General features: G+C 72.9%; 23 protein-coding genes. 10 read left to right on the top strand and 13 right to left on the bottom strand.

Going from position 1 to position 25,802, the window contains the following annotated elements; genetic code table 11:
- Positions 1-3 precede the first annotated feature (3 nt).
- Genes ACFY29_RS11565 through ACFY29_RS11555 form a run of 3 tightly spaced genes read right to left on the bottom strand, consistent with a single transcriptional unit; the run spans position 4 to position 1,734 of the window.
- Entirely contained in the window at positions 4-519 is a 516-nt protein-coding gene (locus tag ACFY29_RS11565; RefSeq protein ID WP_386985289.1) for a hypothetical protein, read from the bottom strand.
- The gene (locus ACFY29_RS11560) at positions 506-1,027 is read right to left on the bottom strand and encodes a hypothetical protein (RefSeq protein ID WP_386985287.1); all 522 of its coding nucleotides are present in this window, start codon (positions 1,025-1,027) and stop codon (positions 506-508) included. The genes ACFY29_RS11565 and ACFY29_RS11560 overlap by 14 nt, the downstream gene beginning before the upstream one ends.
- Positions 1,024-1,734 (bottom strand): hypothetical protein, encoded by a 711-nt coding sequence (locus tag ACFY29_RS11555; protein ID WP_328423300.1) that lies wholly within the window; start codon positions 1,732-1,734, stop codon positions 1,024-1,026. Before ACFY29_RS11555 ends, ACFY29_RS11560 begins: the two co-directional genes overlap by 4 nt.
- Before the next feature lie 184 nt (positions 1,735-1,918).
- Here ACFY29_RS11555 and ACFY29_RS11550 point away from each other — a divergent pair, with 184 nt between their 5' ends.
- On the top strand, positions 1,919-5,041 hold the full coding sequence (locus tag ACFY29_RS11550) for a BTAD domain-containing putative transcriptional regulator (RefSeq protein ID WP_386985286.1): 3,123 nt from the start codon (positions 1,919-1,921) through the stop codon (positions 5,039-5,041).
- A gap of 35 nt (positions 5,042-5,076) precedes the next feature.
- On the opposite strand, the gene ACFY29_RS11545 is transcribed toward ACFY29_RS11550, so the two are convergent.
- Both ACFY29_RS11545 and ACFY29_RS11540 read right to left on the bottom strand, forming a co-directional pair.
- On the bottom strand, positions 5,077-6,141 hold the full coding sequence (locus tag ACFY29_RS11545) for a hypothetical protein (protein WP_386985284.1): 1,065 nt from the start codon (positions 6,139-6,141) through the stop codon (positions 5,077-5,079).
- A gap of 189 nt (positions 6,142-6,330) precedes the next feature.
- Complete coding sequence (locus tag ACFY29_RS11540; protein WP_386985282.1) at positions 6,331-6,987, bottom strand: 4'-phosphopantetheinyl transferase; 657 nt, start codon at positions 6,985-6,987, stop codon at positions 6,331-6,333.
- A 211-nt stretch (positions 6,988-7,198) separates the two neighbouring features.
- Here ACFY29_RS11540 and ACFY29_RS11535 point away from each other — a divergent pair, with 211 nt between their 5' ends.
- Positions 7,199-7,468 carry a hypothetical protein gene (locus ACFY29_RS11535; RefSeq protein WP_386985281.1) on the top strand — a complete coding sequence of 90 codons (270 nt, stop codon included), beginning with the start codon at positions 7,199-7,201 and terminating at the stop codon, positions 7,466-7,468.
- A gap of 49 nt (positions 7,469-7,517) precedes the next feature.
- On the opposite strand, the gene ACFY29_RS11530 is transcribed toward ACFY29_RS11535, so the two are convergent.
- From ACFY29_RS11530 to ACFY29_RS11515, 4 genes are all read right to left on the bottom strand, one after another.
- Positions 7,518-8,300 carry a peptidase gene (locus ACFY29_RS11530; RefSeq protein ID WP_386985279.1) on the bottom strand — a complete coding sequence of 261 codons (783 nt, stop codon included), beginning with the start codon at positions 8,298-8,300 and terminating at the stop codon, positions 7,518-7,520.
- Positions 8,300-9,583, bottom strand: a complete 1,284-nt coding sequence (locus ACFY29_RS11525; RefSeq protein ID WP_386985277.1) for a VWA domain-containing protein — start codon at positions 9,581-9,583, stop codon at positions 8,300-8,302. Before ACFY29_RS11525 ends, ACFY29_RS11530 begins: the two co-directional genes overlap by 1 nt.
- Positions 9,584-9,694: 111 nt before the next feature.
- Positions 9,695-10,072, bottom strand: coding sequence for an MmcQ/YjbR family DNA-binding protein (locus tag ACFY29_RS11520; protein ID WP_386985275.1), 378 nt, complete (start codon positions 10,070-10,072; stop codon positions 9,695-9,697).
- A 376-nt stretch (positions 10,073-10,448) separates the two neighbouring features.
- On the bottom strand, positions 10,449-12,161 hold the full coding sequence (locus tag ACFY29_RS11515) for a dolichyl-phosphate-mannose--protein mannosyltransferase (protein WP_386985273.1): 1,713 nt from the start codon (positions 12,159-12,161) through the stop codon (positions 10,449-10,451).
- Positions 12,162-12,254: 93 nt separating this feature from the next.
- On the opposite strand from ACFY29_RS11515, the gene rsmI reads away from it, so the two are divergent.
- Positions 12,255-13,094, top strand: a complete 840-nt coding sequence (gene rsmI, locus ACFY29_RS11510; protein WP_386985272.1) for a 16S rRNA (cytidine(1402)-2'-O)-methyltransferase — start codon at positions 12,255-12,257, stop codon at positions 13,092-13,094.
- Positions 13,095-13,128: 34 nt separating this feature from the next.
- Here rsmI and ACFY29_RS11505 read toward each other — a convergent pair whose 3' ends face one another.
- Positions 13,129-14,202, bottom strand: a complete 1,074-nt coding sequence (locus ACFY29_RS11505; protein WP_386985271.1) for a hypothetical protein — start codon at positions 14,200-14,202, stop codon at positions 13,129-13,131.
- A 281-nt stretch (positions 14,203-14,483) separates the two neighbouring features.
- On the opposite strand from ACFY29_RS11505, the gene metG reads away from it, so the two are divergent.
- Positions 14,484-16,286, top strand: coding sequence for a methionine--tRNA ligase (gene metG / locus ACFY29_RS11500; RefSeq protein ID WP_386985269.1), 1,803 nt, complete (start codon positions 14,484-14,486; stop codon positions 16,284-16,286).
- A gap of 78 nt (positions 16,287-16,364) precedes the next feature.
- On the opposite strand, the gene ACFY29_RS11495 is transcribed toward metG, so the two are convergent.
- On the bottom strand, positions 16,365-17,612 hold the full coding sequence (locus ACFY29_RS11495) for a hypothetical protein (RefSeq protein WP_328423321.1): 1,248 nt from the start codon (positions 17,610-17,612) through the stop codon (positions 16,365-16,367).
- Positions 17,613-17,767: 155 nt separating this feature from the next.
- On the opposite strand from ACFY29_RS11495, the gene ACFY29_RS11490 reads away from it, so the two are divergent.
- The 6 genes from ACFY29_RS11490 to ACFY29_RS11465 all read left to right on the top strand — a co-directional run bounded on the left by ACFY29_RS11490 (position 17,768) and on the right by ACFY29_RS11465 (position 23,862).
- Positions 17,768-18,667 carry a TatD family hydrolase gene (locus ACFY29_RS11490; RefSeq protein ID WP_328423323.1) on the top strand — a complete coding sequence of 300 codons (900 nt, stop codon included), beginning with the start codon at positions 17,768-17,770 and terminating at the stop codon, positions 18,665-18,667.
- A gap of 43 nt (positions 18,668-18,710) precedes the next feature.
- The gene (rsmA, locus tag ACFY29_RS11485) at positions 18,711-19,580 is read left to right on the top strand and encodes a 16S rRNA (adenine(1518)-N(6)/adenine(1519)-N(6))-dimethyltransferase RsmA (RefSeq protein WP_328423325.1); all 870 of its coding nucleotides are present in this window, start codon (positions 18,711-18,713) and stop codon (positions 19,578-19,580) included.
- A 107-nt stretch (positions 19,581-19,687) separates the two neighbouring features.
- Complete coding sequence (locus ACFY29_RS11480; protein ID WP_386985266.1) at positions 19,688-20,638, top strand: 4-(cytidine 5'-diphospho)-2-C-methyl-D-erythritol kinase; 951 nt, start codon at positions 19,688-19,690, stop codon at positions 20,636-20,638.
- Between the two features lie 170 nt (positions 20,639-20,808).
- A complete protein-coding gene (locus ACFY29_RS11475; protein ID WP_328423330.1) occupies positions 20,809-22,614 on the top strand; it encodes an ABC-F family ATP-binding cassette domain-containing protein in 1,806 nt (601 codons plus the stop codon).
- Between the two features lie 98 nt (positions 22,615-22,712).
- Positions 22,713-23,168: a DUF4383 domain-containing protein gene (locus ACFY29_RS11470; RefSeq protein ID WP_386985264.1), complete on the top strand. Its 456-nt coding sequence runs from the start codon at positions 22,713-22,715 to the stop codon at positions 23,166-23,168.
- Positions 23,169-23,385: 217 nt separating this feature from the next.
- A complete protein-coding gene (locus tag ACFY29_RS11465; RefSeq protein ID WP_328423334.1) occupies positions 23,386-23,862 on the top strand; it encodes a DUF4383 domain-containing protein in 477 nt (158 codons plus the stop codon).
- Positions 23,863-23,868: 6 nt separating this feature from the next.
- Here the strand turns inward: ACFY29_RS11465 and ACFY29_RS11460 are convergent, their stop codons facing one another.
- Together ACFY29_RS11460 and ACFY29_RS11455 are read right to left on the bottom strand one after the other, a co-directional pair.
- Positions 23,869-24,555 carry a TetR/AcrR family transcriptional regulator gene (locus ACFY29_RS11460; protein WP_328426281.1) on the bottom strand — a complete coding sequence of 229 codons (687 nt, stop codon included), beginning with the start codon at positions 24,553-24,555 and terminating at the stop codon, positions 23,869-23,871.
- 224 nt (positions 24,556-24,779) lie between these two features.
- Positions 24,780-25,745: an acyl-CoA desaturase gene (locus ACFY29_RS11455; protein WP_328423336.1), complete on the bottom strand. Its 966-nt coding sequence runs from the start codon at positions 25,743-25,745 to the stop codon at positions 24,780-24,782.
- Positions 25,746-25,802 lie beyond the last annotated feature (57 nt).

The following is a 25,802-nucleotide window of genomic DNA, read 5'->3' as shown; positions in this document are numbered from 1 at the left end:
CGGTCAGGTGCGGATGTTGGGCAGATTGACCCCGCAGGTGCGTTCGATGAACTCACCCGCGCGGCGTCCGCTCGCCTGCACAGCCGCCGTGTCCGGCGGGGAGGCGTCCGCGGCGGGCGCGTGTTCGTGCTCGTGCGCAGTCGTACCCGCGTCGTGCTCGTGGGCAGCCGTGCCCCCGTCGTGCTCGGCTGTCTCCGGGTTCGACCCGGTCGTGCCGTGGTCGTGCGCGGTGGCAGGCTCGTGGTGACCCCCCAGTGCACCGGCGAGCCGTTCCAGGTCCGGGGTCAGCTCCCGTGGTGCGGAGCGGATCAGGCCGGTCATCGCCTCAACCCGTTGATCACCGGTGATTTCGCCCTGGTTGGCCAGGGCGAAGTTCTGCGCCTCGGCGCAGAACTGGCTCCGACCTGACCAGTCCGAGGGCAGCTCTGGCCGGGACAGCCACCAGCCGCCCAGTGCGACGGCGGCCACCGCGGCCACCGCCCCACCGGAGAACAGCAGGCGACCCTTAGACGTTGTCATTGATCGCGTTGATGTCATGGGTGTCGAAGTTCCTGGGCCAGATATCGCTGCGCATGCAGGAGTTGTTGTCCGTGTCGGCGGCTTTCGAGCGGTGGCCCAGCGAGCCGGTGTGCCCGAGCTCGTGGCAGCCGAGGCTCTGCCAGGAGGCCGTGGACTTGCCGCTCATCGTCCGCGTGTTGAACTTGACGTCGTATTGGTCGCACAGCCCGTTCCACCAGTTGGTGTCGGTGCAGCGCGTCTGGCCGTACCAGGAGTTGGAGTACGACTTGTCGTAGACGTGGATGTCCCCGCCGCCGGTCGAGGTGTTGATCTGCGAACGGTCGAGCTGCGCCCGCCCGTGCGAGACCGCCGCCTTGCCGGCGGTGGTCAACGAGTTCGACTCCACCGCCTGTTCCTTGTTGTCCGGCTTGCCGCTGTTGGCCTTGCCTCCGTGTCCGGCCACGGCCGGTGGCGCGAACGCCACCACGGCGATCAGCGTGGCACCCAGGACCATCGTCGTACGCTTCATTCCCCACTCTCCTCGGGAGGCAGCGGCAGCTCCGCGGTCGGCACCGACTCGGTCAACGTGCCTGCGGCGACCTGCCCGCTCGCCGCGACGACCGTGTTGTTCAGGAACGACGGCCCCATCGTGGTGATTGACGTGGCGAGCTCGGTCTCCACGTTGCTGGGCCGGAGCGCGCCGTCGACCACCAGCGCCCGCCCGTCGGAGCTGGCGAGCTGGTAGGTGTACGGGTCGCTGACGCCGGCGGCGCGGCGCAGGAAGAAGTAGCCGGTGTCGCCCACCTCACTCCACGCCACGTTGTTGGAGACGTAGCCGCGGCCCTCCTCGTCCCAGCCCTCCTCCTCGAGCGTGATGGACGCCGGGATGATCAACCCCTTTGGGTTGTGCAGGATGTCGGACCGGCTGATCGTCACCGTTCGCAGCCGAACGTCACCGCCAACCGCTGCCGGGTCCTCGTCCGTGCTGGCGAGCCGGCCGGGCTCCACCGAGGTGACCGTGCCGTAGACCACCAGGTGTGAGGTGGCCGTCATCTGCTCGACGGTCTGGAAGTCGTACATCTCCTTGCCGAAGGCCAGCGACTCGGGTTGCGCGTCGTAGCGCACGCCGGGGTCGGCCCGACCGATACCTGCGGCCGCCACGAGCGCGGTCACCGCGACCGCGCCCGCCGCCGCCAGGCCCAGCCGGCGTAGGCCGGGCCGCCTGAGTTTCTCCACTCGCCGTTCTCCCTCTCCGAGGTGACGTGCGGCCGGTGTCGACCGCGCGTCCCAACCGGACGGCCACAGGACCGCCGGGTCGGGATGGGAGTCACGATCCACAGCCATGTATGCAGGCAGCTTGCAACCGGCTTGCAGACAGTCCATTGCAGACCGTCATACTCGCCGACGGGGAGGTGGGTCGATGGAGTTCCGTGTGTTGGGCTCGGTTGAGGCGTGGACGCACGGTGTCCGGGTCGACCTCGGTGGGCGCCAGCCCCGACTCGTTCTCGCGGTGCTGCTGCTGGAGCCGGACCGAGTGGTGGCGGTAGACCGACTGATCGACCTGGTGTGGGGTCAGGCGCCGCCACGCAGTGCCCGGGGCACCGTGCAGGCGCTGGTCTCGCGGCTGCGCACCGCGTTGCGGCGGGCGGGGGCGCCGGTGGAGCTGATCGGCCGCGAGCCCGGCTACCTGCTCCGGGTCGACCCACTGGCGGTCGACGCGCACCAGTTCACCGCACTGATCGCGCAGGCCCGGACGGCCGGCGACGACGTCGCCGTGGATCTGTTCGATCAGGCGCTGGCTCTGTGGCGGGGGGAGCCGCTCGCCGGCGTGGCCGACGAGCAGGTGCGGCACCGGCTGTGCGCCGGCCTGCGCGAGGCCCGCTGGGCGGCAGTGGAGGAGCGGGCCGAGGTGCTGCTGCGGCGGGGGCGTTCCCGGCAGGTCGCCGACGAGTTGACCGACGCGGTGGTCCGGCAACCCGGCCGCCAGCGGCTGGTCGGTCAGCTCATGCTCGCCCTGTACCGGGAGGGTCGCGCCGACCGGGCGCTGACCACCTACCGACAGGTACGCGATCGCCTCGCCGACGAGTTCGGCCTCGACCCGGCCCCGGCACTGCGCCGCCTTGAGGAACGGATCCTGCGCGCCGACCCGACGCTGGGGCCGCCCGTTGACGTCGCCGTACCGCTCGGAGGAGCCGGTTCCGTGCCGGTCCGCCCCGCCGGGCTGCCGCACAGCAGCACGACCCTCACCGGCCGGGACGCCGAGTTGGCCCGGCTCGACGCCGGGTTGGCCGAGCCAGCCGCCGGCACCCGGGTCTGGGTGATCAGCGGCACCGCCGGGGTGGGCAAGACCGCCCTCGCGGTGCACTGGGCGCAACGGGTCCGCGCGGCGTTTCCGGACGGGCAGCTCCACCTGGACCTGCGGGGCTTCGACGCCGACCGAGATCCGGTGCCGCCGGAAACGGCGCTCACCCACCTGCTGACAGCGCTCGGGGTCGACCCGAGGGCGGTGCCGGACGGGTTGGACAGCCGAGCGGCACTGCTCCGCTCGTTGCTGGACGGCCGGGACGTGCTGCTGGTGCTGGACAATGCCCGCCACGCCGACCAGGTGCTGCCGCTGATCCCGTCCTGCGGCACCGTACTGGTCACCAGCCGGCACCGCCTCGGCGAGCTGGTGGTCCGAGCCGACGCCCGACCGCTCCCGCTGGACGTGCTCACCCCGGTGGAGTCGGTACGCCTGCTGGCGACGCTGCTGGGTGAGGCGGCCGTGCAGACCGATGCGACTGCGGCAGCCGAGCTGGCCCGGCTCTGCGGTCACCTGCCGCTGGCACTTCGCATTGCCGCTGCCAATGTTCAGGCGGCGGGAAAACCGGATATCGCCGGTCTGGTCCGTGAGCTGACCGACGGGGACCCGTTGGCTGGGCTCACCGTCGACGGCGCCGAGGAGGGCGCGGTCACGAAGGCGTTCGCCCTGTCTTACCGGGTGTTGCCGGAGCCGCAGCGGGAGCTGTTCCGCCGCCTCGCTCTGGTACCCGGGCCGAGCGTCACCGCCGGCCCGGCGGGCGCGGTCGCCGGCGTGCCGGTGGCCACCGCCACCCAGCGGCTGCGTGCGTTGGCCGCCGCGCACCTGCTGGAGCGGCAGCCGGGGGAGCGCTACCGCTTCCACGACCTGTTGCGTCGCTACGCCATGGACCGGGTCATCGGGGAGGAGGACGAGGCCGCCCAGGAGGAGGCCCTACGGCGGCTGCTCGACCACTACCTGGACACGGCGGACGCCGCGGGCCGCCGGATCATCCCGCACTTCGTGCGGCTGCCGCGACCGGTGGCCGTGGATCCCTTCCCGGACAACGACGCGGCCCTGGCCTGGCTGGATGCCGAGTCGGCGAACCTCACCGCGGCGGTGGAGCAGGCTGCCCGGCGCGGTCCCCGCCGGTACGCCTGGCACCTCACCGACGCGCTGCGCGCCTACTTCCACCAGCGGGGTCGGCGGGAGGAATGGCTGACCGCGGCCACGGTGGCGCTAGCCGCGGCCCAGGCCGAGGGCGACGCCCGCGCCCAGGCCGCGATGCACCAGAGCATCGCGCTCGTGCAGGTCAACAGCGGCCGGTACGAGGAGGCTCGCGACCATCTGCTCGACGGGCTGCGGTGCACTGACGCGGACTGCTGGGAGGAGGGACGAACCGGAATCCTCAACAACCTCAGCGCGGTACACCAGCGACTCGGCGACCCGCAGGCGGCGATCGACTGTGCCCGCCTCTCGTTGGCGCTCAGCCGCCGATCGGGCAACGACGGCGGGGAGGCGATGTCCCTGGCCAACCTCGGGTTTTCACACTGGCAGCTCGGCGCGTTCGCGGAGGCGGACGCCCACTTCCGGGCCGCCCTGGAACGCGGTGAGCGGGCCGGCGCGCACTACAACGTGGCCGTGCTCCTGGTCGACCTGGCCAACGTGCGCCGGGATCGGGGAGACCAGCGCGGCGCCGATGATCTCTACGCCCGGGCGCTCACCGCCAATCAGGACCTCGGCTACCGCTACGGCGAGGCGACCGCTCTGGCCGGCCGGGCAGTGCTCTGGTGCGGCACGGATCGAGCGGAGTTGGCCCGTGCTGACGCCGAGCGGGCGGTGGCCCTGACCCGGGAGATCGGCGACGCGGGAACCGAGGCATGGGCGGCGGACGCACTGGGGCGGGTGCTGCTGGCGCTGGGGCACGCGGGCGAGGCGGCCGAGCAGCATGCCCGAGCGCTCGAACTGGCACGGCGTACGAGGTTCTGCTGGTGCGAGGCGACGACCCTGACCGGCCTCGCCGCCGCCGAGTTGGCCGGGGGCGACCCGGAGGCCGCCGGGCGGCACGGCCGGGCCGCGTTGACCCTGGCCGCCCGCTCCGGATACCGGCCGATCGAGATCCGGGTGTCCCGCGTCCTCGCCCGTGTCGCCGAGCAGTCCGGAGACGCCGTCGAGGCACTGCGGCTGGACGGCCGGGCGGCGCGGTTGGCAGGGGAGACCGGGTACGCGCCGCCGGACTGCTCAGCTCCGCAGCCGCACCGGTAGCGGGGCCGGTCATTGGGCCGGCCCCGCCGCAGGCGTTACGGCCTCCAGGAACCGGCGGTCTCGAACTCGTGCTGGTACTCCAGCACGCCGTTGGTGCCCGACACGTCGAACACCACCGTGCCGGTGCGCTTGGTGCCGGCGGCCAGGCCGTTGCCCGCCGACATGGACTTGCCGCAGCCGGAGAAGATGCCGGCGATCGCATTGGTCTCGGTGCCGTCGGCGGCGACCCACTGGAAGTAGAGCGGGTTCGCCGAACCGGTGCCCTTGGTGACCGTCACGGTTACATCGGCGATCACGTACATGCCGTTGTCGGGCTTGAGTCCGTAGGACGCGCAGGGCTTGGTGGCAGTGCTGAACTTCGTCACGGTGACCTCGACGGTGCCGTCGTCGCCATCGATGACCAGGGTTTCCCCGGCCGACATGTTCCGGGTGTCGTCGTCGGTCGAGGGCGGGTTCGACGAGGGGGCGGTTCTCGGCGACTGCCCGACGCCCCGGGTCACGCCGGGGGTGGGCAGCGCCTCGGTCACCTCGTTGGCGGCCCGGTTCGCGCCGATGACCACGGCCACGATGCCGCCGGCGCAGCACAGCAGGGTGAGCACGGCCGCGGTCACCGCGACGATCACCACGGTCTTCTTGGACTTCTTCGCCGGCGCGGGCGGCGGCATGGTGAGCGGATGGCCCGGGCCGCCGGGCGGCGGGTACGCGCCGCCGCCAGCCGCCGGGTACGCGCCGCCCGAGAACGGTGGCTGCGGCCAGGGCTGGTCGGGCGAGGCCGGGTAGGGCGCGCTGGCATAGGGCGGCTGCGGCGCGGCGGCGTACGGGGGTTGCGGCGCGTTGGCGTACGGGGGCTGCGGCACGGTCGGTGGCGCCCACTGATCCGGTACGCCCGGCTGCGACACCCCGGACACCGGCATCCCGGACACCGGCGGCTGCGGCGCGTTCGCCGCCGCCGACCACGGGTTGGCCGGCACGGGTGCCTGCGGGACCGTCGGGTCGGCGGCGGACTGCGGCTGCGATGTCGCCGGGAACCGCTGGGTCGGCGGCTCCGGGCTCGGCTGCTGAGGGTCCTGCGGCCCGACGGGGGGCTGGGGGTGGGTCACCGTACTCCTAGACACTTCGGTACGTGCGGTTCGGGAACTCGCCGACGCTACCGTGTGTCGCGTACCGCCCGGTCGCCGCTCCGGACCCCGTCCCACGCTGCCGTCGGATGGGCGGCAGAGCAGCCGACCGACCACCATGGACGGTGCCGGGCCGGGATGCCCGACGGATGGACGTGTGGCACCCGGGAGTCAGCGGAGCGGGAGGATGGCGGCGGTGCGGACCAGCCCGTCGGCGACCACGAACCTGCCGGTGACGGTGGCCGGCGGGTCGGCGACCGCCGCCGCGTCCACTCGCGCCGGAGCGATCCGGGCGGTGAACGTACCGGCGTCCGGGTCCAGGTCCAGCCGGGCGTCGTGGAAGTCCAGCCAGCTCCCGACGATCGGGTACCAGACCTTGTAGACGGTTTCCTTGGCGCTGAACAGCACCACCGGCCAGGAGATGCCGCCGGGCAGCCGGGCGCAGCTCTCCTCCTCCTCGGGCAGCAGCACGAGTCGGCGTACTCCCGCATTGACCTCGCGGTGCTGCTCGGCGTCCATTCCGACGGACCGGATATCCGTGCTGCGCGCCGCCGCGGCGGCGCAGTAGCCGGTGGTGTGGGTGATGGCTCCGACGATCCCGGCCGGCCAGACCGGAGCTCGGTCGGCGGCGGCGGGCACGGCCGCCGGCGGGAGGCCGAGGCCGGTCATCGCCCGGCGGGCGCACACCCGCCCGGCGGTGAAGTCCCGCCGACGGGTCTGCACCGCCCGCTCACCGAGACATGCCTGCTCGGCGGCGAGCAGGTCCCCGGCCCAGTCGTCCGGGCCGGCGACGGCCACCGCGACCGTTGCTGGCAGCAGGTCACGCATGACCGCTTACCCGTCGGTAGGAATGGACGTGCTGCCAGGGCATGCGGTCAACCGTCAACTTTCCGACTGTCACGAGGGGACAACGTACCGCAAAGATGTAACACCGGAGGTACGCACAGCGCTCCCCGGACAACACCGGGGGTGAGGACCATCAGCCGCTGGCGGGGGCACGGCAACAGGCAGTCCCGCGGACATCTGGAGAGGACGTGCGATGACCCATGGTGCGGAACGGCCGGGGGCGCGGGCTGACGAGCACGCCCCGACAACCCCCGGCTGGAGCTGCGGCTCCTGCGGCGATGAGTGGCCGTGCGCGACGAAGCGCAGTCGGCTGCTGGCGGAGTACGGGGGTGACCGGGCGATGCTCAGCGTCTACCTCGGCTCCTGTCTCGCCGCCGCCACGGAGGACCTGCGCGCCACCCCGGTGATGTCGCTCCAGAATCGGTTCATCGGCTGGCTGCCGCGCGGTTCGCAGCGCGGCTGAGGCCGCCCGGTGGCCGCCGCTCGGCGGCGGCCACCGGGGCCGGACGATCTCAGCGGCGTACGGGCCTGCGGGTCAGGGCGAAGCCGACCACTCCGGCCACCGCGGCGAGCACGCCGCCGATGCCGGTCCAGACCCAGCGCGAGCCGAGATCCGGGAGCCAGTCCGCCGGTGAGTCACCCTCGTCGTCGGCCTCCGGGTCCGCCGCCGGTACGGCGTTGAGCACCGTGCCCGCCTTGGTGTTCGGCACCAGCGGCGCGGCCAGTTCGCCGTCGTCGGCCGAGGCGCCCCGGTCGGCGACCGTGCCGACCAGCAGGTCCACGTCGATCGGCGCGCCCAGGTCCGGTTCCGGCAGGTCCACCACGGAGAGCCGGATGACGTACGTGCCGGGCAGCGGGTCGGCCGACCATGGCTCCGCCCAGGGCCGCACCTCACGCAGGGTGCAGCCCAGCGCCACGCTCGACGCCTGCGCGTCCACCGTCGGCGTTTGCGCCCCGGCGGTGCACGCCTGGCGGCGGCGCAACCCGTCGAAGACGTCGACGGTCCAGGTGGAGGCTCCGCTGCGCGCCTTCGGGAAGGTGACGGTGGCGCTGATCTCGTGCACCTGCCCGGCCGTCGCCGGGAACGACCAGTAGAGGTGGTCGCCGACCGAGGCGTCCACCCGCACCGGTTGCCCGGCGGTGATCGGCGTGGCGGTGAGGAACGACGTGCCGGCCCGGGTGACCGGTGTGGCTCCCGGAGAGGGGGTGGGGGCGGCCACGGCCGCCGCGGGCAGCAGCGCGGACCCTCCGGCGGCGACCAGCGCCGCCAGCGACCGGAACAGTGCGGTACGCATCAGTTCTCCCTCCAGGTGGCGACCCACCAGCGGGTGAGCAGCCCGGCGAGCAGGCCGGTGAGCAGGCCGGCCACGGTGAGCAGGGCGAGCAGCATCCAGCCCCGACCGAGGTCCGGCCCGTCGGGCGCGGGTGCGGCGGCGACCACGTCGATGGTCAGCTCCACCGGCATGCCGGGGGTCGCCGAGGTGCCGGGGCGCGGGGCGAAGGAGTTGCTCACCACCAGGCAGACGGTGGTGGGCTCGATCGCCGTCGGGGTTGCCTCGGCCTCGGTGGAGTCCTCGTCGTCGGCGCTGGCCGACCAGCGCAGCCCGGCGGAGAGCACGTCGGCGCGCCCGCTGCCGGCGTCCGCGCCACGGACCAGTTCCCGGCCGTCCGCCGCGGTGGCCCGCAGCAGCACCCCGTAGTCCCGGTTCACCGGCCGGTCCAGCGCCATGCTCACCGACGCGCGCAGCTCCTGCCCGGGACGCACCGGCACCCGGTAGTACCGGTGCTCGGAGAACGACTCCCGGTCGGCGTACACGCCGGGGGCCAGCAGCGGGGCGGAGTCGCAGGCGTTCGTGCCGCCGACCACGGTCGGGGCCAGGGTGTGCGTGTCGCCGGCCCGCTCGACGAGCTGCTTGATGCGGTCGGTCAGCTCCTCGGCGCTCTGCGCCGCCGTGTAGGTGCCACCGGTCGCACCGGCGATGCAGAGCAGTTGCTTGCGGACCTTCTCGTCGGGGGCCAGACCGAGCGTGTCGACCACCAGGCTGGTGCCCTGGGCGGCCAGCTCCCGAGCCACCTCGCACGGGTCCGGCGGGGCGCAGGTGTCCTCTCCGTCGGTGATCAGCACGATCCTCCGGGTGGTGGCCCCGGTGCCCAGGTCCTGCGCGGCGGTGCGCAGCGCGAGGCCGACGGGCGTGAACCCGGTCGGTCGCAGCGTCGCCACCGCCGCCTTGGCCCGGGCCCGGTCGACCGGCCCGACCGGCACGATCTGCTGGGTGTCCTGGCAGCCGACCTTCTTGTCCTTGCCCCGGTAGGTCGCGCCGAGCACCCGGATGCCGAGCTGGGTCTCCGCCGGAAGCGCGTCCACCACCTCGTTGAACGCCTGCTGGGCGACCGAGATCCGGCTGCGCCCGTCGATGTCCGCGGCCCGCATCGAGCCGCTGACGTCGAGCACCAGCTCGACCCGGGGCGGCTCGGCCACCGGCTCCTGGTCGTCGGCCGCCGCCGGGGCCGGCCCGGTCAGTGCGGTGGTCGCCAGCAGTCCGAGGAGGACGGCCGCCGATCGTCTGAAGTTGATCACGGGCCGCAGTGTAGTGAGATCCACTTTGGATGATCATTTGGGTGGCGGATTGGCGATGGTCCAGGTGCCGGACCGGCGGTGGGCGAGAGCGGTGGGGTGTGGCGGGTGGGGTCAGGCCGGCTCGTCGGGAGCGGCGTCAAGCAGCGTGACCAGCCGCTTCGGCGCGATCTCCCGGTAGGCATCGCGGCACAACTCGTCGATCTCGGTCCAGTCGACCGCGCCGTCGAGCCGTACGCCGAGCCAGCCCCGACCGCCCACATAGGGCGGTCGGAAGAACCGGGCCGAATCGGCGGCGGTCAGCTCGGCCTGGGCTCCCGGAGGGGCGGCGCACCACAGGTGGGGAAAGTCGTTGTGGTGGTGCCCATCGGCGTGCAGGGTCACGAAGACGCTCTTGTCCCGGACGAACCAGGTGGGCGACCCGTGGCTGGGCCGCTCGGTCACCTCGGGCAGGGCCAGGCAGATCACCCGGACCCGGTCCAGCAACTGCATGGCATCCCCCGCCCTCGTCACGATCGCGGCGCCCGGTCCCGGCGAGCCTAGCGCCCCGGGTCGCTCGATGGCGGTCTCGAAACGGGTCGGCGACGGCCTCGGACCAGCCCGTTCTTGGCTCTGGGTCCACGCCGGGTCACCCTCGGTCAACGCCTGGAGGGGAGGTGTCGGCCCGGCCGGCATCCGTCGGAAATCTGACCTAAGTCGACCCGTTGTGCCGGTGGTGCGCGGTGGTTAAGCTCTTCATGCGCGCCCCAATCGCCCGCTTCCCCCGTGGCAGGCGATCGGGGCGCGCGTCTTTGTCGAAACGGGCCCGCACGCTTGAAGCGTGCGGGCCCGTTTTCGTCGCGCTGCGCTGCGCGTCGCCTTTCGATGCTTATATCCAGCGACCGTCCAGCCACATCCGGGACAGCCAGTCCGAGTACGGAATCACCTTGCCCACGAAGATCGGATAGAAGTACGCGAAGCAGAGCGCCACCAGCAGCACGTACGCCCCGGCCGCGATGCTGCCCACCAGCCGGCGTTCGTAGCCCGGGTCACCGGGCACCAGCGGGGCCACCGCACCGACGTCACCCCCGGCCGGGGCGATCAGCGCGCCCAGCACGTACACCACGGCCAGGACCATGAAGGGCAGCGCCGGAGCGGTGTAGAACGAGAACATCGTCCGGCCATCGAGAGCGAACACGAACCAGGGCAGCAGGCCCGCCGCCACGCTGAGCAGGATCGCGCCGGCCCGCCAGTCCCGGCGGGCCACGCCCAGCCAGGTCAGCGCCACCAGGGCGGGCAGGAACGACCACCAGAGCAGCGGGGTGCCGAGCAGCAGGATCTCGGAGGCGCAGCTCGGCGCGCCGCAGGCGCCGTCGCCGGAGTAGTGGAACGCGACCGGACGGCCGAGCAGCAGCCACTGCCACGGCCACGACTGGTACTTGTGCGGGTCGTCCAGCCCAGTGTGGAAGCCGTACGCCGCGCGGTGGTACTCGAAGAGGTTGATCAGCGGGCCGATCAGCGGGGTGTCACTGAGCGGGGCGTTCGGGTAGGACGACGCGAGCCGGTAGTAGCCGTCGTCGCTGAGCAGCCAGCCCGACCAGGTGGCGATGTAGGTGCCCACCATGAGCACGCCGGCCAGCACCAGCCAGGGCAGCTCGTCGAGCAGGGTGTCCCGCCAGGGCCGACGGACCCCTGCCGAGCGGCGGACGCCGACCTCCCAGAAAAGCACCAGCAGCGCGAAGACCGGGACGAAGTACAGCGCGCTCCACTTCACCGCGCAGGCGCAGCCGAGCAGCACCCCGGCGGCGAGCCGCCACCACGGCCAGGTGCGCCAGCCGGTCGGCGGTCGGCCGGCGCGGCCCCGCTGGGTCGGGTCGAGCCCGTCGTCCAGGGCCCGCGCCCAGCGCCGACGGCGGGCGTCCCGGTCAAGCACCAGCGCGCCGAACGCGGCCAGCACGAAGAAGAGCAGGAAGATGTCGAGCAGCGCCGCGCGGGACAGCACCAGATGGAAGCCGTCCAGGGCGAGCAGCAGGCCGGCCGCGCAGCCCAGCACGGTCGAACGGAACATCCGCCGGCCGATGCGGACCAGCAGCAGCACCGACAGGGTGCCGACCACGGCCGCCGAGAACCGCCAGCCGAACTCCGGCGCGGTGGTGAACAGGTGCCCGGGGACGGAGACCTTCGACTCGGCGTCCTGGTAGCCGAAGGCCCACTCGCCGAGGCCGATCAGCCACTTGCCCAGCGGCGGGTGCACCACGTACGACGGGGCGTTGTCCTTGTAGTTCCACTCGACGCCGCGGCTGATCAGCCCGTAGGCGTCCTTGGCGTAGTACGTCTCGTCGAAGATCTTGCCCTTCGGCCCGGACAGGCCGACGAAGCGCAGGATCGCCGCGATGGCCACCACCACGGCGGTGGCCAGCCACGAGAACCGGTCCAGTCGGGTATCGACGGTGGTGAACCCACGCCGGACCACGCCGGTCACCCCGGTCCCGGCGACGCTGGGCGCCGCTGCTGTCTGGTCGGGGCGGTGCTCGCCTGCGGTCACTTCGACCGTCTTTGCCGGGTCGGCGCTCCGGCTCTGCGCTGTCGACGCACTCGTCACCCGGCGATCGTAGGCTGCCAACGTGTCCTGTGGCGCCCGTCGTCCCCGATACCGGTATCCGCTGTCAATGAAGGAGACGATCCCGTGGGTGAAATGTCCGAAGCTGGGCGCCTGATCCTGCTCGGTGCCCCGCTCGGCAACCCCGCCGACGCCTCGGCTCGGTTCCGGGAGGTGCTGACCAGCGCCGACGTGGTGGCCGCCGAGGACACCCGGCGGCTCACCCGGCTGGCCCGCGACCTCGACATCACCGTCGGCGGTCGGATCGTCTCCTACTTCGAGGGCAACGAGGAGCGGCGGACCCCCGAGCTGGTCGAGGTCATCCTCGGCGGGTACGTGGTGGCGCTGGTGACCGACGGCGGAATGCCGAGCGTCTCCGACCCCGGCTACCGACTGGTCCGGGCCGCACTGGACGCCGGGGCCCCGGTCAGCGTCGCCCCCGGGCCGAGCGCGGTGACCACGGCGTTGGCCGTCTCCGGGCTGCCCGTCGACCGGTTCTGCTTCGAGGGGTTCCTGCCCCGTACCCCCGGGGCCCGCCGGTCGCGGCTGCGCGCCCTCGCCGCCGAGGAGCGCACCCTCGTCTTCTTCGAGGCGCCGCACCGGATCGGCGCGGCGCTCACCGACCTGGCCGAGACGTTCGGCGCGGACCGGCCGGCCGCGGTCTGCCGCGAGCTCACGAAGACCTACGAGGAGGTGCTCCGTCGCCCGCTCGGCGAGCTGGCCCGGTGGGCCGCCGAGGGGGATCCGCGCGGGGAGATCACCCTCGTCGTGGCCGGGGCGCCGGTGACGGCCCCGGAACGGCCCGACGACGACACCCTGCGCGCGGCCGTCGCCGAGCGGGAGGCGGCCGGCCGGTCCCGCCGCGACGCCATCACCGAGGTCGCCACCGAGTACGCGCTGCGCCGCCGCGACGTCTACACGATCGTGCACAGCTGACCCCCACTCCCGCCGCGCCGGCCCCGAGGCGTGTTCACCAGGCGGCGGCCAGGAAGCCGAGGGTGATCAGGGCCGGGCCGGCGATCGCGGCGCTCACCGCCCAGCGGCGGTTCCGCCGGCCGGCCAGCCGGGTCGACCCGGTCCACCGGGTGATGCCGGCCGCGCAGGCGAGGATCACCAACAGGCCGGGCACCCAGCGCAGGTGCCGGCCCATGCCGGTGTCGGCGTACGCGGTGCCGCCGTCCGGGCCGGCCATCCTCGCTGGCAGAGCCGTCCCCGGAGCGTTCCTCCCGGCGGGCACCCCGGTGACCCGTACCCCGTGTGCCAGGAACCGCCCGTCGTCGGCCATGAAGATCCCCCGGCAACGCTGGGTGAGCTCGCCGCCGGTGCACTTGTCGATCACCACCGTGCCGACCCGGGCATGACCGACCGCGAGCCAGAACGGGCCGGCGCTGACCCAGGCGAAGAAGGCCGTGACCAGGCTCAGCAGCACCAGCGCGGCGAGCCCGGGCAGCGGGTCCGGCGGTGGGGCGGTACGGGCCCCCGCCCGGCGCCACGCCGCGCCGGAGCCGCGGTCCCGTTCCGGCGCGGGGTCCTCCCGGACGGGGGTGCCGTCCCAGTGCACCTGTTCGATCGGCGCCCAGACGGCGCCGTCGTCGGTCCGGCGGGCGCCCCGGTGCCAGCGGCTCAGCTGCCGGACCGGCACCCGGCGTGGCACCGCGTCCACCGGCGCCCCGGTGGTCGGCTCCACTTCGACGACCCCTGCGGCGGGCTCCCCACCGCCGGACGGTGAGCCGTCCGTCGAGCCCGACGGGGTGGGGCGGGCCGGGCTGGGTGCCGGTGCCGCCGGAGCGGGACGGGCCGGGGTGGGTGCCGGCGCGGCCGGCGCCGGACGGGCCGGGGTGGCGGCGAGCCCCGCCGCGTCGTCCCGCCTCGGCGTGGCCGGCCGCCCTGCCGGCGTGGGCCGCTGCCGGCCCGGCCGATCGGCGGCGGGGGCGGAGCCGGGTGCCGGCGCGGCGCCCGGTCGGGGGTTGGGGCCAGGTCGTGGGGCGACGGCTGGTCGGGGAGTGGCGTCGTCCGGGGCACGGTTCGCGTCTTCCCCGGGCACCGGCCGGGGTTGGGGCGCGACCGACCCGCCCCGCGACCCGCCAGGTCCGGGGCTCGGGTCGTCGTCGACCGCGGGACCGGTGGGACGGTCGTCGTGATTCCGGGCCGCTCGTCTGCCAGTCACGTCGTTCATTGCACACCGGTCCACGAGGAGGATCGGGCAGCTCAGCCGCGTGTCGGCGACAAATCGGACCAATGGACGGGGTGGTCGGCATGGTCCGCCGCCCCGGCACCCCCTATTGGTTCGCGGTCGCACCGGACGGGTCACTAGGCTTGCTGCTCATGAGTCACGTTCTCGCGGCAGTGGCCTGGCCGTACGCCAACGGCCCCCGCCACATCGGCCACGTCTCCGGTTTCGGCGTTCCCTCTGACGTCTTCGCCCGGTACATGCGGATGGCCGGCCACGACGTGCTCATGGTCTCGGGCACCGACGAGCACGGCACCCCGATCCAGGTGCAGGCCGACGCCGACGGGGTGACCCCGCGCGAGCTGGCCGACCGGTACAACCGGGTGATCGTGGAGGACCTGCACGGTCTCGGGCTCACCTACGACCTGTTCACCCGCACCACCACCCGCAACCACTACGCGGTGGTGCAGGAGTTGTTCGAGGGGATGTACCGCAACGGCTACATCCTGCCGAAGACCACCATGGGCGCGATCTCCCCGTCCACCGGGCGCACCCTGCCCGACCGGTACATCGAGGGCACCTGCCCGATCTGCGGGTACGACAGCGCCCGTGGCGACCAGTGCGACAACTGCGGCAACCAGCTCGACCCGATCGACCTGATCAACCCGAAGTCGCGGATCAACGGGGAGACCCCGAAGTTCGTCGAGACCGAGCACTTCTTCCTGGACCTGCCCGCCCTGGCCGACGTGCTGCGGCAGTGGCTGGACACCCGGGAGGGGTGGCGGCCCAACGTGCTGCGGTTCTCCCGCAACCTGCTCGACGACCTCCAGCCCCGGGCGATCACCCGGGACCTGGAGTGGGGCGTACCGATCCCGCTGGACGGCTGGCGGGACCGGCCGGACAAGCGGATCTACGTCTGGTTCGACGCCGTGATCGGCTACCTGTCCGCCTCGATCGAGTGGGCCCGCCGCTCGGGCGACCCGGAGGCCTGGCGCCGGTGGTGGTCCACCGACGGCGAGGGCAAGGACGCCCGGTCGTACTACTTCATGGGCAAGGACAACATCGTCTTCCACTCGGTGATCTGGCCGGCGCTGCTCTCCGGCTACTCCGGTGAGGGCTCCCGCGACGGTGAGCCGGGCGAGTTGGGCCGGCTCAACCTGCCCACCGAGGTGGTCTCCAGCGAGTACCTGACCATGGAGGGCCGGAAGTTCTCCTCGTCCCGCAAGGTGGTCATCTACGTCCGGGACTTCCTGGAGCGCTACGACGCCGACGCGCTGCGCTACTTCATCGCCGCCGCAGGCCCGGAGAGCAACGACACCGACTTCACCTGGGCCGAGTTCCTCCGCCGCAACAACGACGAACTGGTCGCCGGCTGGGGCAACCTGGTCAACCGGTCCGTCTCGATGGCGGCGAAGAACTTCGGCGCCATCCCGTCGGTCGACGCGGCCGGGCTCACCGAGGCCGACGAGGCGCTGCTCGCGGTGGCCCGGGCCGGCTTCACCACGGTCGGCGACCTGATCGGCCGGCACCGGCAGAAGCAGGCGATCGGTGAGGCCATGAGGGTGGTCGCCGAGGCCAACCGATACCTCTCCGAGCAGGCGCCGTGGAAGCTCAAGGACGAGGCGGACAAGCCCCGGATGGGCACCATCCTGCACGTCGCCCTCCAGGTGGTCAGCGACGCCAACACGCTGCTCACCCCGTTCCTGCCGCACTCCGCGCAGCAGGTGCACGAGCTGCTCGGCGGCACCGGCGTGCACGCGCCGATGCCGGTCATCGAGCAGGTCGACGACCTGGACGGCGGGCCGGCGTACCCGGTGCTGACCGGGGACTACACGGTCGGCGCGCGCTGGGAGTCGGTGCCGCTGGAGTCGGGGCGGCCGCTGGCCGCGCCGAAGCCGGTGTTCCGCAAGCTCGACCCGTCGATCGTCGACGAGGAGCTGGCCCGGCTGGCCGGCTGAGCACGGCACGGCCGCACGGCTGAGCGCGGCCCCGGGGGAATCCCGGGGCCGCGCCTCGCCTCGCCTGGACGGCCGGCGTCACATCGCGTACCGCGTGTCCATCACCTGGTCGTCGGTCACCTCGGCGCCCGGTGCCCACGCCTCGTAGACGCCGCGATCGTGGCACTGCGCCCCGGTGGCGAGCACCGTGTCCGGGTCCGGGAAGCGCAGCCGCAGCCGCAGCCAGCCGGCCTCCTCCCGCAGCACCAGGCAGGGCACGCCCCGCCACTGCGCGAACCGGAGCCGCCGAGCGACCTGCTCCACCGGGTAGCGGGCCGCCCGGGTCATCGCCAGCACCCGGAACCCGCCGGGCAGATCGGCCACCGCCTCGTACTCGCTGTCGCCGTGCACGCCGACCAGTTGGGTGGAGCGCAGGGAGTCCCCGGTCGGCACGTACTCCTGGTCCGGGGAGAGACCCGGCACCGCCGACAGCAGGTGTCGCCACTGCGGGCCCACCATCCGTAGCCAGCCGCGCTGCTCGGCCTGGTAGGTGTAGAGCACCACCTCCACCCCCTCCGCCGGGTAGGCGAGCAGGGCGGCGTTCGCCGGCATCGGCAAATCGGCGAAGTCCCGGGTGATGAACTCCGGGATGAGCTGGCCGTTGCTCGGCACGAAGCCCGTGCCCAGCACCGGCGGACCCAGCCGGTCCCGGGGAGCCAGCGCGGTCAGGCCACGGTGCGCCTCGCCCACCGGCACGGCGTAGTCCCCCGGGTCGGCGGCCCGCCAGCGCAGCGCGTACGCCACGTCCAGGCCGTCCCGCCCGACCTCGCCGTCGGTACGCAGCACCGTGGTCGCCGCTGGTGTGCGCAGGTGCGCCACGTCGTGCTCGCGGTAGCAGAAGCCGTGCGGCAGCCACCCCCGCACGTACCCGGCGAGCTGCCGGGGGGAGAGCACCTTCACCATCCGGGTGCCCCGCCGGATCACCGCCGACGCGCGTGCCGCAGCCAGCATCGGGTCACCCGCCGAGGCCGGCTGCTGGCTGAGCTGTTGCAGCTGCGCCCAACCCCGCTCCCGGTGCGCAGGCATCATCAGCGGTGTCTCCGGCTCCTCGGCCGGCTCCGTCGCCCCGTGCACCGCGGCCACCTCGGTGACGTGCACGAACCGACGCCACGGCAGGGCACTGCCGGGTCGGGGCGCCCACTCGAAGCCCTGCACCTCGTCGGCGCTGAACAGCTCGTACGCGGCGCCCCGGGCGATCTCCTCGGCCGGGTAGACGCCGCCGCCGAACGCCACGCGCAGCCCGGTACGTTCGCTGGCGGCGCCGCTGGACTGGGGGGTGACGCTCACACCGCCACCTCGCTCCGCTCGGCAGCGGCGCGAGACGCCACACTGCCGCGCCTCATGGTTCGCTCGCTGCGCTCGCTCACGCGGCGACGGTAGAGTCGCGCGGCGTAGTCGAGGTGAACGTCGGGTGGCGGGCGGATGGACAGCCCCGGTGTGTGATGCTGTCGCTGATGAGCGAGCCCACTGAAACCCGCCGCGAGCGGGCCGCCCGGCGGGCCGGAGAGTTCCCGCCCGCCCCCGAACCACTGCCCCGGCCGGTGCTGGACAGCCACACCCACCTGGACATCACCGTCAGCGAGGCCGGCGTACCCGGCGGCGGGTCCGCCGATGACCCGGTCGCCGCGGCGATCGCGCTGGCCACCGACGTCGGGGTGGACCGGCTGGTCCAGGTGGGTGTGGACGTCGCCTCCTCCCGGTGGGGCGCGGACACCGCCGACCGGCACCCCGCCGTGCTGGCCACGGTGGCGCTGCACCCCAACGAGGCGCCCCGGCTGGCCGACCTCGACGAGGCGCTGCGGGAGATCGAGTCGCTCGCCGCCCGGGAGCGGGTCAGGGGGATCGGCGAGACCGGGATGGACTTCTTCCGGACCGGCGACGAGGGGCGCGCCGCGCAGGAGGAGAGCTTCCGGGCGCACATCGCCATCGCCAAGCGGTACGGCCGGGCGCTGGTCATCCATGACCGGGACGCGCACGCCGACGTGCTGCGGATCCTCGACGACGAGGGCTCCCCGGACACCGTGGTGCTGCACTGCTTCTCCGGTGACGCCGACTTCGCCCGCGAGTGCGTCCGCCGCGGCTACCTGCTCAGCTTCGCCGGCACCGTCACCTTCGGCAGTGCCACAGCGCTGCGCGAGGCCGCCGCGCTCACCCCCGTGGATCAGATCCTGGTGGAGACCGACGCGCCCTATCTCACTCCGATGCCGCACCGGGGCCGGCCGAACGCGTCGTACCTGATCCCGCTCACCGTCCGCTCGCTCGCCGCGACCACCGGCACCGACCTGGACGAGCTGTGCGCGGCCATCTCGGCCACCGGCGACCGGGTCTTCGGCCCGTGGTGAGCCCGGCCCGACGGTCGGCCCTGCCGCCGCTACGCTCCCAGGCATGACCGGTCTCCTCGGCCCGGCGGAGATCCGGGAACTCGCCGCCCGGCTGGGCGTCGCGCCCACCAAGAAGCTGGGCCAGAACTTCGTGCACGATCCGAACACCGTGCGCCGGATCGTCACGGCCGCCGGCCTGACTCCCGATGACGTGGCCCTGGAGGTCGGCCCCGGGCTCGGCTCGCTCACCCTGGGGCTGCTGCCGGTCGCCGGGCACGTGCATGCCGTCGAGATCGACCCGGTGCTCGCCGGCGCGCTGCCGGAGACCGTCGCCCGGCACGCCGGGGCGGACGCCGGCCGGCTCACCGTGCATCGCGCCGACGCGCTGCGCATCGACGCCGCCGAGCTGGCCGACCCTCCGCCGACCGCGCTGGTGGCGAACCTGCCCTACAACGTGGCCGTGCCGGTGGTGCTGCATCTGCTCGCCGAGCTGCCCAGCCTGCGGCACGGCCTGGTGATGGTGCAGAAGGAGGTCGCCGACCGGCTGGTCGCCGGTCCCGGCTCCAAGGTGTACGGCATCCCGTCGGTCAAGCTCGCCTGGTACGCCCAGGCCCGGGGCGCCGGCCGGGTGCCGCCGAACGTGTTCTGGCCGGTGCCCAACGTCGACTCCGGTCTGGTCGCCTTCACCTGCCGCCAACCACCCCGCGCCGACGTACCCCGGCAACGGGTCTTCGCCGTGGTGGACGCGGCGTTCGCGCAGCGCCGCAAGACCCTGCGCGCCGCGCTGGCCGGCTGGGCCGGCGGCGCGGACCGGGCCGCCGCCGCGCTCACCGCCGCCGGCGTCGACCCCGGCGCTCGGGGGGAGTCGCTCACCGTCGAGCAGTTCGCCGCCATCGCCGCGTCGGCTCCAGTCGGTACGCCGGCCGCGAAGTAGGCTGACGCCGTGCCCGTCGAGGAGGTCCGGGTGAGTACCGACCACACCGAGGAGCTGATCGTGGCCAAGCCGTTCGACATTCGCCTGCGCGTGCGGGAGATCGCCCCGTGACCGAGGCCTGGCGACCGGACGAGGAGGACGAGCGGCGTGGGGCCAGCGGCCCGGTGAAGGTCCGGGTGCCCGCGAAGGTCAACCTGCACCTCGGGGTGGGCCCGCTGCGCCGGGACGGCTACCACGAGCTGAACACCGTCTACCACGCCATCTCCATCTACGACGAGCTGACCGCTCGGCGCGGCGACACGCTCGCGCTGACCATGGAGGGCGAGGGCACCGGCGAGTTGGCGCTGGACGACACCAACCTGGTGATCCGCGCCGCGCACGCCCTCGCCGGTTACGCCGGGGTGCAGCCGCACGCCCGGCTGCACCTGCGCAAGCAGATCCCGCTCGCCGGCGGGCTGGCCGGCGGCAGTGCCGACGCGGCTGCCGCGCTGGTGGCCTGCGACGCGCTCTGGGGCACCGGGCTGTCCCGCGACGAGCTGGCCGGGATCGCCGCCGATCTGGGCTCCGACGTGCCGTTTCTGATCTACGGCGGCACCGCGCTGGGCACCGGCCGGGGTGAGGCCGTGAGCCCCGTACTGGCACGCCCCACCTCCTGGTACTGGGTCGTGGCCATCGCCGACGGCGGCCTGTCCACCCCGGCCGCGTACCGCGAGCTGGACCGGCTCCGCGACTCCGGTGCGGCCGGCGCCCCGCTGGGCAGCACCGACGCGCTGCTGGGCGCGCTGCGCCAGCGCGACCCCCGGGTGCTCGCCCGTACGCTCGGCAACGATCTCCAGGACGCCGCGCTGGCCATGCGCCCGGCGCTGGCCGACACCCTCAAGGCCGGCGAGGCGGCCGGGGCGCTCACCGGCATCGTCTCCGGCTCCGGCCCGACCTGCGTCTTCCTCGCCGCCGGAGCGGCCGACGCGGAGCGGATCGCCGCCGAGTTGACCACTGCGGGCGTGTGCCGTGCGGCACGGGTCGCGCACGGCCCGGTGGTCGGCGCCCGCGTCGTCTGACCCTGCTCAAGGTCAACTCCAGGGGCGACGCCGGTGCGTCCGGCCGCGACCTGGAGTTGACCAAGTCGCCGTCGGTGCCCCGGCGGGCGCCCGGTGCGTCCGCGTACCCTTGGGTCAGGCGTCCAGGTGCCCGCCGGCACCGGGACGCCTTGATCATGAAGGGTGGGAGTGTGGCCAACATCGTCAATCTGGACCGGGTGTCCAAGGGGTACGGCGCCGCCGGGCGGCTACTCACGGACGTCTCGCTCGGCCTGGACGACGCCGACCGGATCGGCGTGGTCGGCCTCAACGGTGCCGGCAAGTCCACCCTGCTGCGGTTGCTCACCAAGCAGGAGGACCCTGACGACGGCCGGGTCACCCATCGCCGCGACCTGCGGGTGCTCTGGCTGCCGCAGCAGCTCACCCTCGCCCCCGACGCCACCGTCCGGGATGTCGTGCTCGGCACCGCCTGGCTCGGCGAGGGCATGGGCGCCGAGCACGAGTGGGCCGGCGACGCCGGGGTGCGCGCCATCCTCGACGGCCTCGGCATGCCGCACCTGGGCCTCGACCAACCGGTCGGCCCGATGTCCGGTGGCGAACGGCGCCGGGTCGCGCTCGCCGCGCTGCTCGTCCGCGACTCCGACCTGCTCATCCTCGACGAGCCCACCAACCACCTCGACGTCGGCGGCGTCGACTGGCTGGCCCGGCACCTGGTCGGCCGCAAGGGTGCCCTGGTCGTGGTCACCCACGATCGGTGGTTCCTGGACGCGGTCTGCACCAACACCTGGGAGGTCGCCGACCAGGCCGTCCGCGTGTACGAGGGCGGCTTCGCCGCCTGGATCCTCGCCCGAGCCGAGCGCGAACGCGTCGCCGCCGCCACCGAGGCCCGCCGGCAGAACCTGCTCCGCAAGGAGATCGCCTGGCTGCGCCGTGGTCCGCCCGCCCGCACCTCCAAGCCCCAGTTCCGCATCGACGCCGCCAACGCGTTGATCGCCGACGTGCCGCCGGCGCGGGACACCATGTCGCTGCAACGGATGGCCACCTCCCGGCTTGGCAAGCAGGTGTACGACCTGGAGAACGTCGAGCTGCTCGCCGGCCCCAAGGAGATCCTGCGCGACGTCACCTGGCAGGTCGGGCCGGGCGACCGGATCGCCATCCTCGGCGCCAACGGTGCCGGCAAGACCACGCTGCTGCGGATGCTCGCCGGCATCACCCGCCCCGACGGCGGCCGCCTCGGCACCGGCTCCACCGTGCGGCCGGCGTTCCTGTCCCAGGAGCTCGCCGAGCTGCCCGGGCACCTGCGGGTGCTCGAAGCCGTGGAAGAGGTCGCCCGCCGGGTCCAGCTCGGCGACCGGGAGGTCTCCGCCGCCCAGCTCGCCGAGGTCTTCGGCTTCGACGACCGCCGGCTCTGGACTCCGGTCAGCGACCTTTCCGGTGGGGAACGCCGCCGGCTGCAGATGCTGCGGCTGCTCGCCGGCGAGCCCAACGTGCTGCTCTTCGACGAGCCCACCAACGACCTGGACACCGACACCCTGGCCGCACTGGAGGACCTGCTCGACTCCTGGCCCGGCACGATCATCGTGGCCAGCCACGACCGCTACCTGATCGAACGGGTCACCGAGTCGGCGTTCGGGATGTTCGGCGACGGCCGGCTGGTGCACCTGCCCGGCGGCGTCGACGAGTACCTCGCGCGGACCGCCGAGCGTGCCGGCGCGCCGCGGGCCGGTGCCACCCCGACCGCCGCGCCCACCGGCCCCTCCGCGGGCGGCATGTCCGCGGCCGAGGTCCGCCAGGCCCGCAAGGAGCTGACCCGGCTGGAACGCCAGCTCGGCAAGCTCGACCAGCGCGAGACCACCTTGCTCGACCAGCTCGCCGCCGACGCCACCGACTACGCCCGGGTCGCCGAGCTGGACACCCAGCTCAAGGATCTGCGCGCCGAGCGGGAGCGGATCGAGGAGACCTGGATGACCCTCGCCGAGGACCTGCCCGAGAGCTGACCGGGCCGCGGGAGCCGTGGGGGGCCGTGTGCGGCGTCACACCGCCACATGCGGGACAATCGTCGGCGACACCTACCCCACGGCGTTGGAGATCAGACATGGCCCATACCCCCGTCAACCACCCCGCGCGGCCGGTCTACCGGGCGATCGGCGGGCTGACCGGTCTGTACCTGGTGGTCTTCGGTGCGCTCGGCATCATCGAGAGCGCCGGCAACGAGGTCCTCGCGCAGGACGGCACCCGGGTCCTCGGCCAGGGCACCAACCTCGGCTTCTCGCTGCTCAGCGTGCTGCTCGGGGTCATCGTGCTGGGTGGCACCGCGCTCGGCCGCAACATCGACGTGGCGGTCAACCAGTGGCTGGCGTACATCATGATGGTGGTCAGCCTGGCCGGTCTGGCGTTCATCCGCACCGATGCCAACTTCTTCAACTTCAGCATCGCCACCGTGGTCGTCGTGATGGTGGCCGCCCTGGTGCTGCTCATGGTCGGCATGTACGGCAAGGTCGGCACGGACGAGGAGGCGGAGGCGTTCCAGAAGGCTCGCCTGGTCCTCTGATCGTTTTCCTCTGGTTGCGGCCGTGGGTTTTCGCCGGAGCCCGAGCTGCTCCGGGCGGTCAGGCTTGATCCCTGCGCAGCTCGGGCTCCGGCGAAAACCTGACCTGGTCCATCCTTCGGCGGACCCTGCTCGCCATTGTGGTTCTCCGGACAGTCACCTCTGTCCCGGGTGACAATCCTCCTGAAACGGTCTAACTCAGGTGGATGGGGATCAGGGCATGCCGCACTTTCCGGTTAACCATCCGGCACGGCCGCTCTACCGGGTCCTCGCCGGCCTGATCGGTGTCTACATCCTGGTCTTCGGAATCTGGGGCGTCGTCGAGACGATCGGCGATCCGCTCTTCGACCGGGGCAGCCACTGGGCCCTCGGTCTGCGTACCAACCTGGCCTTCTCGCTCGCCTCGGTGGTCTTCGGAGTCGTCCTGATCGTGGGGGCGTCCCGGCGCAGCAACCTCGGCCACTACATGAACCTCACCGCCGGGGTGGTGTTCCTGGTGACCAGCATCCTGATGATGTCCGTGCTGCAGACCGAGGCGAACTTCCTGAACTTCTCGATGTCGACCGTGGTCGTGTCGATGCTGTTCGGCCTGATCCTGCTCGGCACCGGCCTGTACGACAAGGTCGGCCCCGAGGAGCACGCCGAGGCGGAACGGCGCCACCGTCACCACCCGGTGGCCGAGGTGCACCGCCGCTGAGTGAAGTCAGTGGCGGCGGGCGGTGATCAACGTCGGCTTCGCCTCCAGGTGCGACAACCCGTTCCAGGCGAGGTTGACCAGGTGCGCCGCAACCGTCTCCTTGCGCGGCTTGCGCACCTCCAGCCACCAACTGCCGGTCAGCGCAACCATGCCCACCAGCGCCTGCGAGTACAGCTCGGCCAGCTTCGGGTCGTACCCGCGGCTCTTGAACTCGGCGCCCAGGATGTGCTCGACCTGGTGTGCCACGTCGTTCATCACGCTGCTGAAGGTGCCCGTCGCGGACATCAGCGGCGACTCGCGGACCAGCACGCGGAACCCGCTGGTCTCCTCCTCGATGTAGCCCAGCAGGGCCATCGCCGCCTGCTCCAACAGCTCCCGCGGGTGCCCGGCGGTCAACGCCGTGGTGATCCGGTCCAGCAATGCCCGGACCTCCCGGTCCACCACCACCGCGTAGAGCCCCTCCTTGCCGCCGAAGTGCTCGTACACGACCGGCTTGGAGACCTTGGCGCGGGCCGCCACCTCCTCGATGGAGGTGGCGTCGAAACCCCGCTCGGCGAAGAGCTGCCGGCCGGTCGCGATCAACTGCTCCCGCCGCTGGGCCGCGGACATCCGGACCCGGGAGGTGGACTTGGGTTTCGCCGGCGGGACCGCCGCCGTACGCCGACTGTCGGCGCCGTCGCTGACCTCGGCCATGTCGCCGCCTCGCTGGCGCTCGGTGACGCCCTGCCGTGGGATGGTGCCTCCGCTGTGCCCGTTCACGTCGTCGCCTCACTGGCGGGCGGTCCGACCGCCCAGCCGCGCCGTCCGACCGTACCCGGATCGGGCCCGGCCCCCCGTCTGCCGAGCCGTCCGGTCCCCCCGCGTCGCTCGGTCATCCGACCATCCTGCCAGGCGACCTCCAGGAGCACCGCCCGCATTTAGCGGGGTGCGACCGGCTTCACCAGCTTGGCCGCGATGCGCTCCGGCTTCGGCCAGCGCACCTGTGACGCCGCGCCGACCTTCTCGAACAGCCAGATCACCCGGGCGGAGATGTCCACCTGACCACGCAGCACGCCGTGCCGGGCACTGGTCGGGTCGGCGTGGTGCAGGTTGTGCCAGCTCTCGCCGAACGACAGGATCGCCAGCGGCCAGAAGTTCGACGCGCGGTCGCCCTGCCGCATCGCGAACGGGCGCTCGCCGTAGACGTGGCAGACCGAGTTGATCGCCCAGGTGACGTGGTGCAGCAGACCGATGCGGACCAGCCCGGCCCAGAAGAACGCGGTCAGTGCGCCCTGCCAGGACCAGGTCACCAGGCCACCGATCAGCGCCGGGCCGAGCAGTGAGATGGCCACCAGCATCGGGAAGAGCCGGTCCACCCGGCTGATGTCACGGTCGGCTTGCAGGTCCGGTGCGAACCGCTCCCGGTTTGACAGCTCCCGGCGGAACAGCCAGCCCACGTGCGCGTGGAACAGGCCCCGGGTCAGCGCCCAGAAGCTGGTGCCGAAGCGCCACGGCGAGTGCGGGTCGCCCTCCATGTCGGAGAAGGCGTGGTGCCGCCGGTGGTCGGCCACCCACTGGATGATCTCGCCCTGCACGGCCAGCGAGCCCGCGACCGCCAGCGTCACCCGCAGCCACCGCTTGGCCTTGAACGAGCCGTGCGTGAAGTAGCGGTGGAAGCCGACCGTGATGCCCAGCCCGGAGACCACGTACCAGACCAGGCCGATGACGACATCGGTCCAGCCGAGCCAGCCACCCCAGGCCACCGGTACGGCGACCAGCAGGGCGACGAAGGGGATCACTACGAAGGCCCAGAGGGCGGCCAGGATTCCGGGGGACTGACTGCCGTCGGTGAGCGGTTTTGGGCCGGGGCCGGCGGTGTTGGGTTCGAGCAGAGCGGTGGACATTTCACCTCGCAGAGGGGACGGAAACGATCACGAAGCTACGCCTACGTTACCGTAACT

The sequence above is a fragment of the Micromonospora sp. NPDC000668 genome (genome assembly GCF_042897975.1).
GTDB lineage: Bacteria > Actinomycetota > Actinomycetes > Mycobacteriales > Micromonosporaceae > Micromonospora.
The sequence above is the reverse complement of the archived record's forward strand: the minus strand, read 5'-3'. Positions and strand labels throughout refer to the sequence as shown.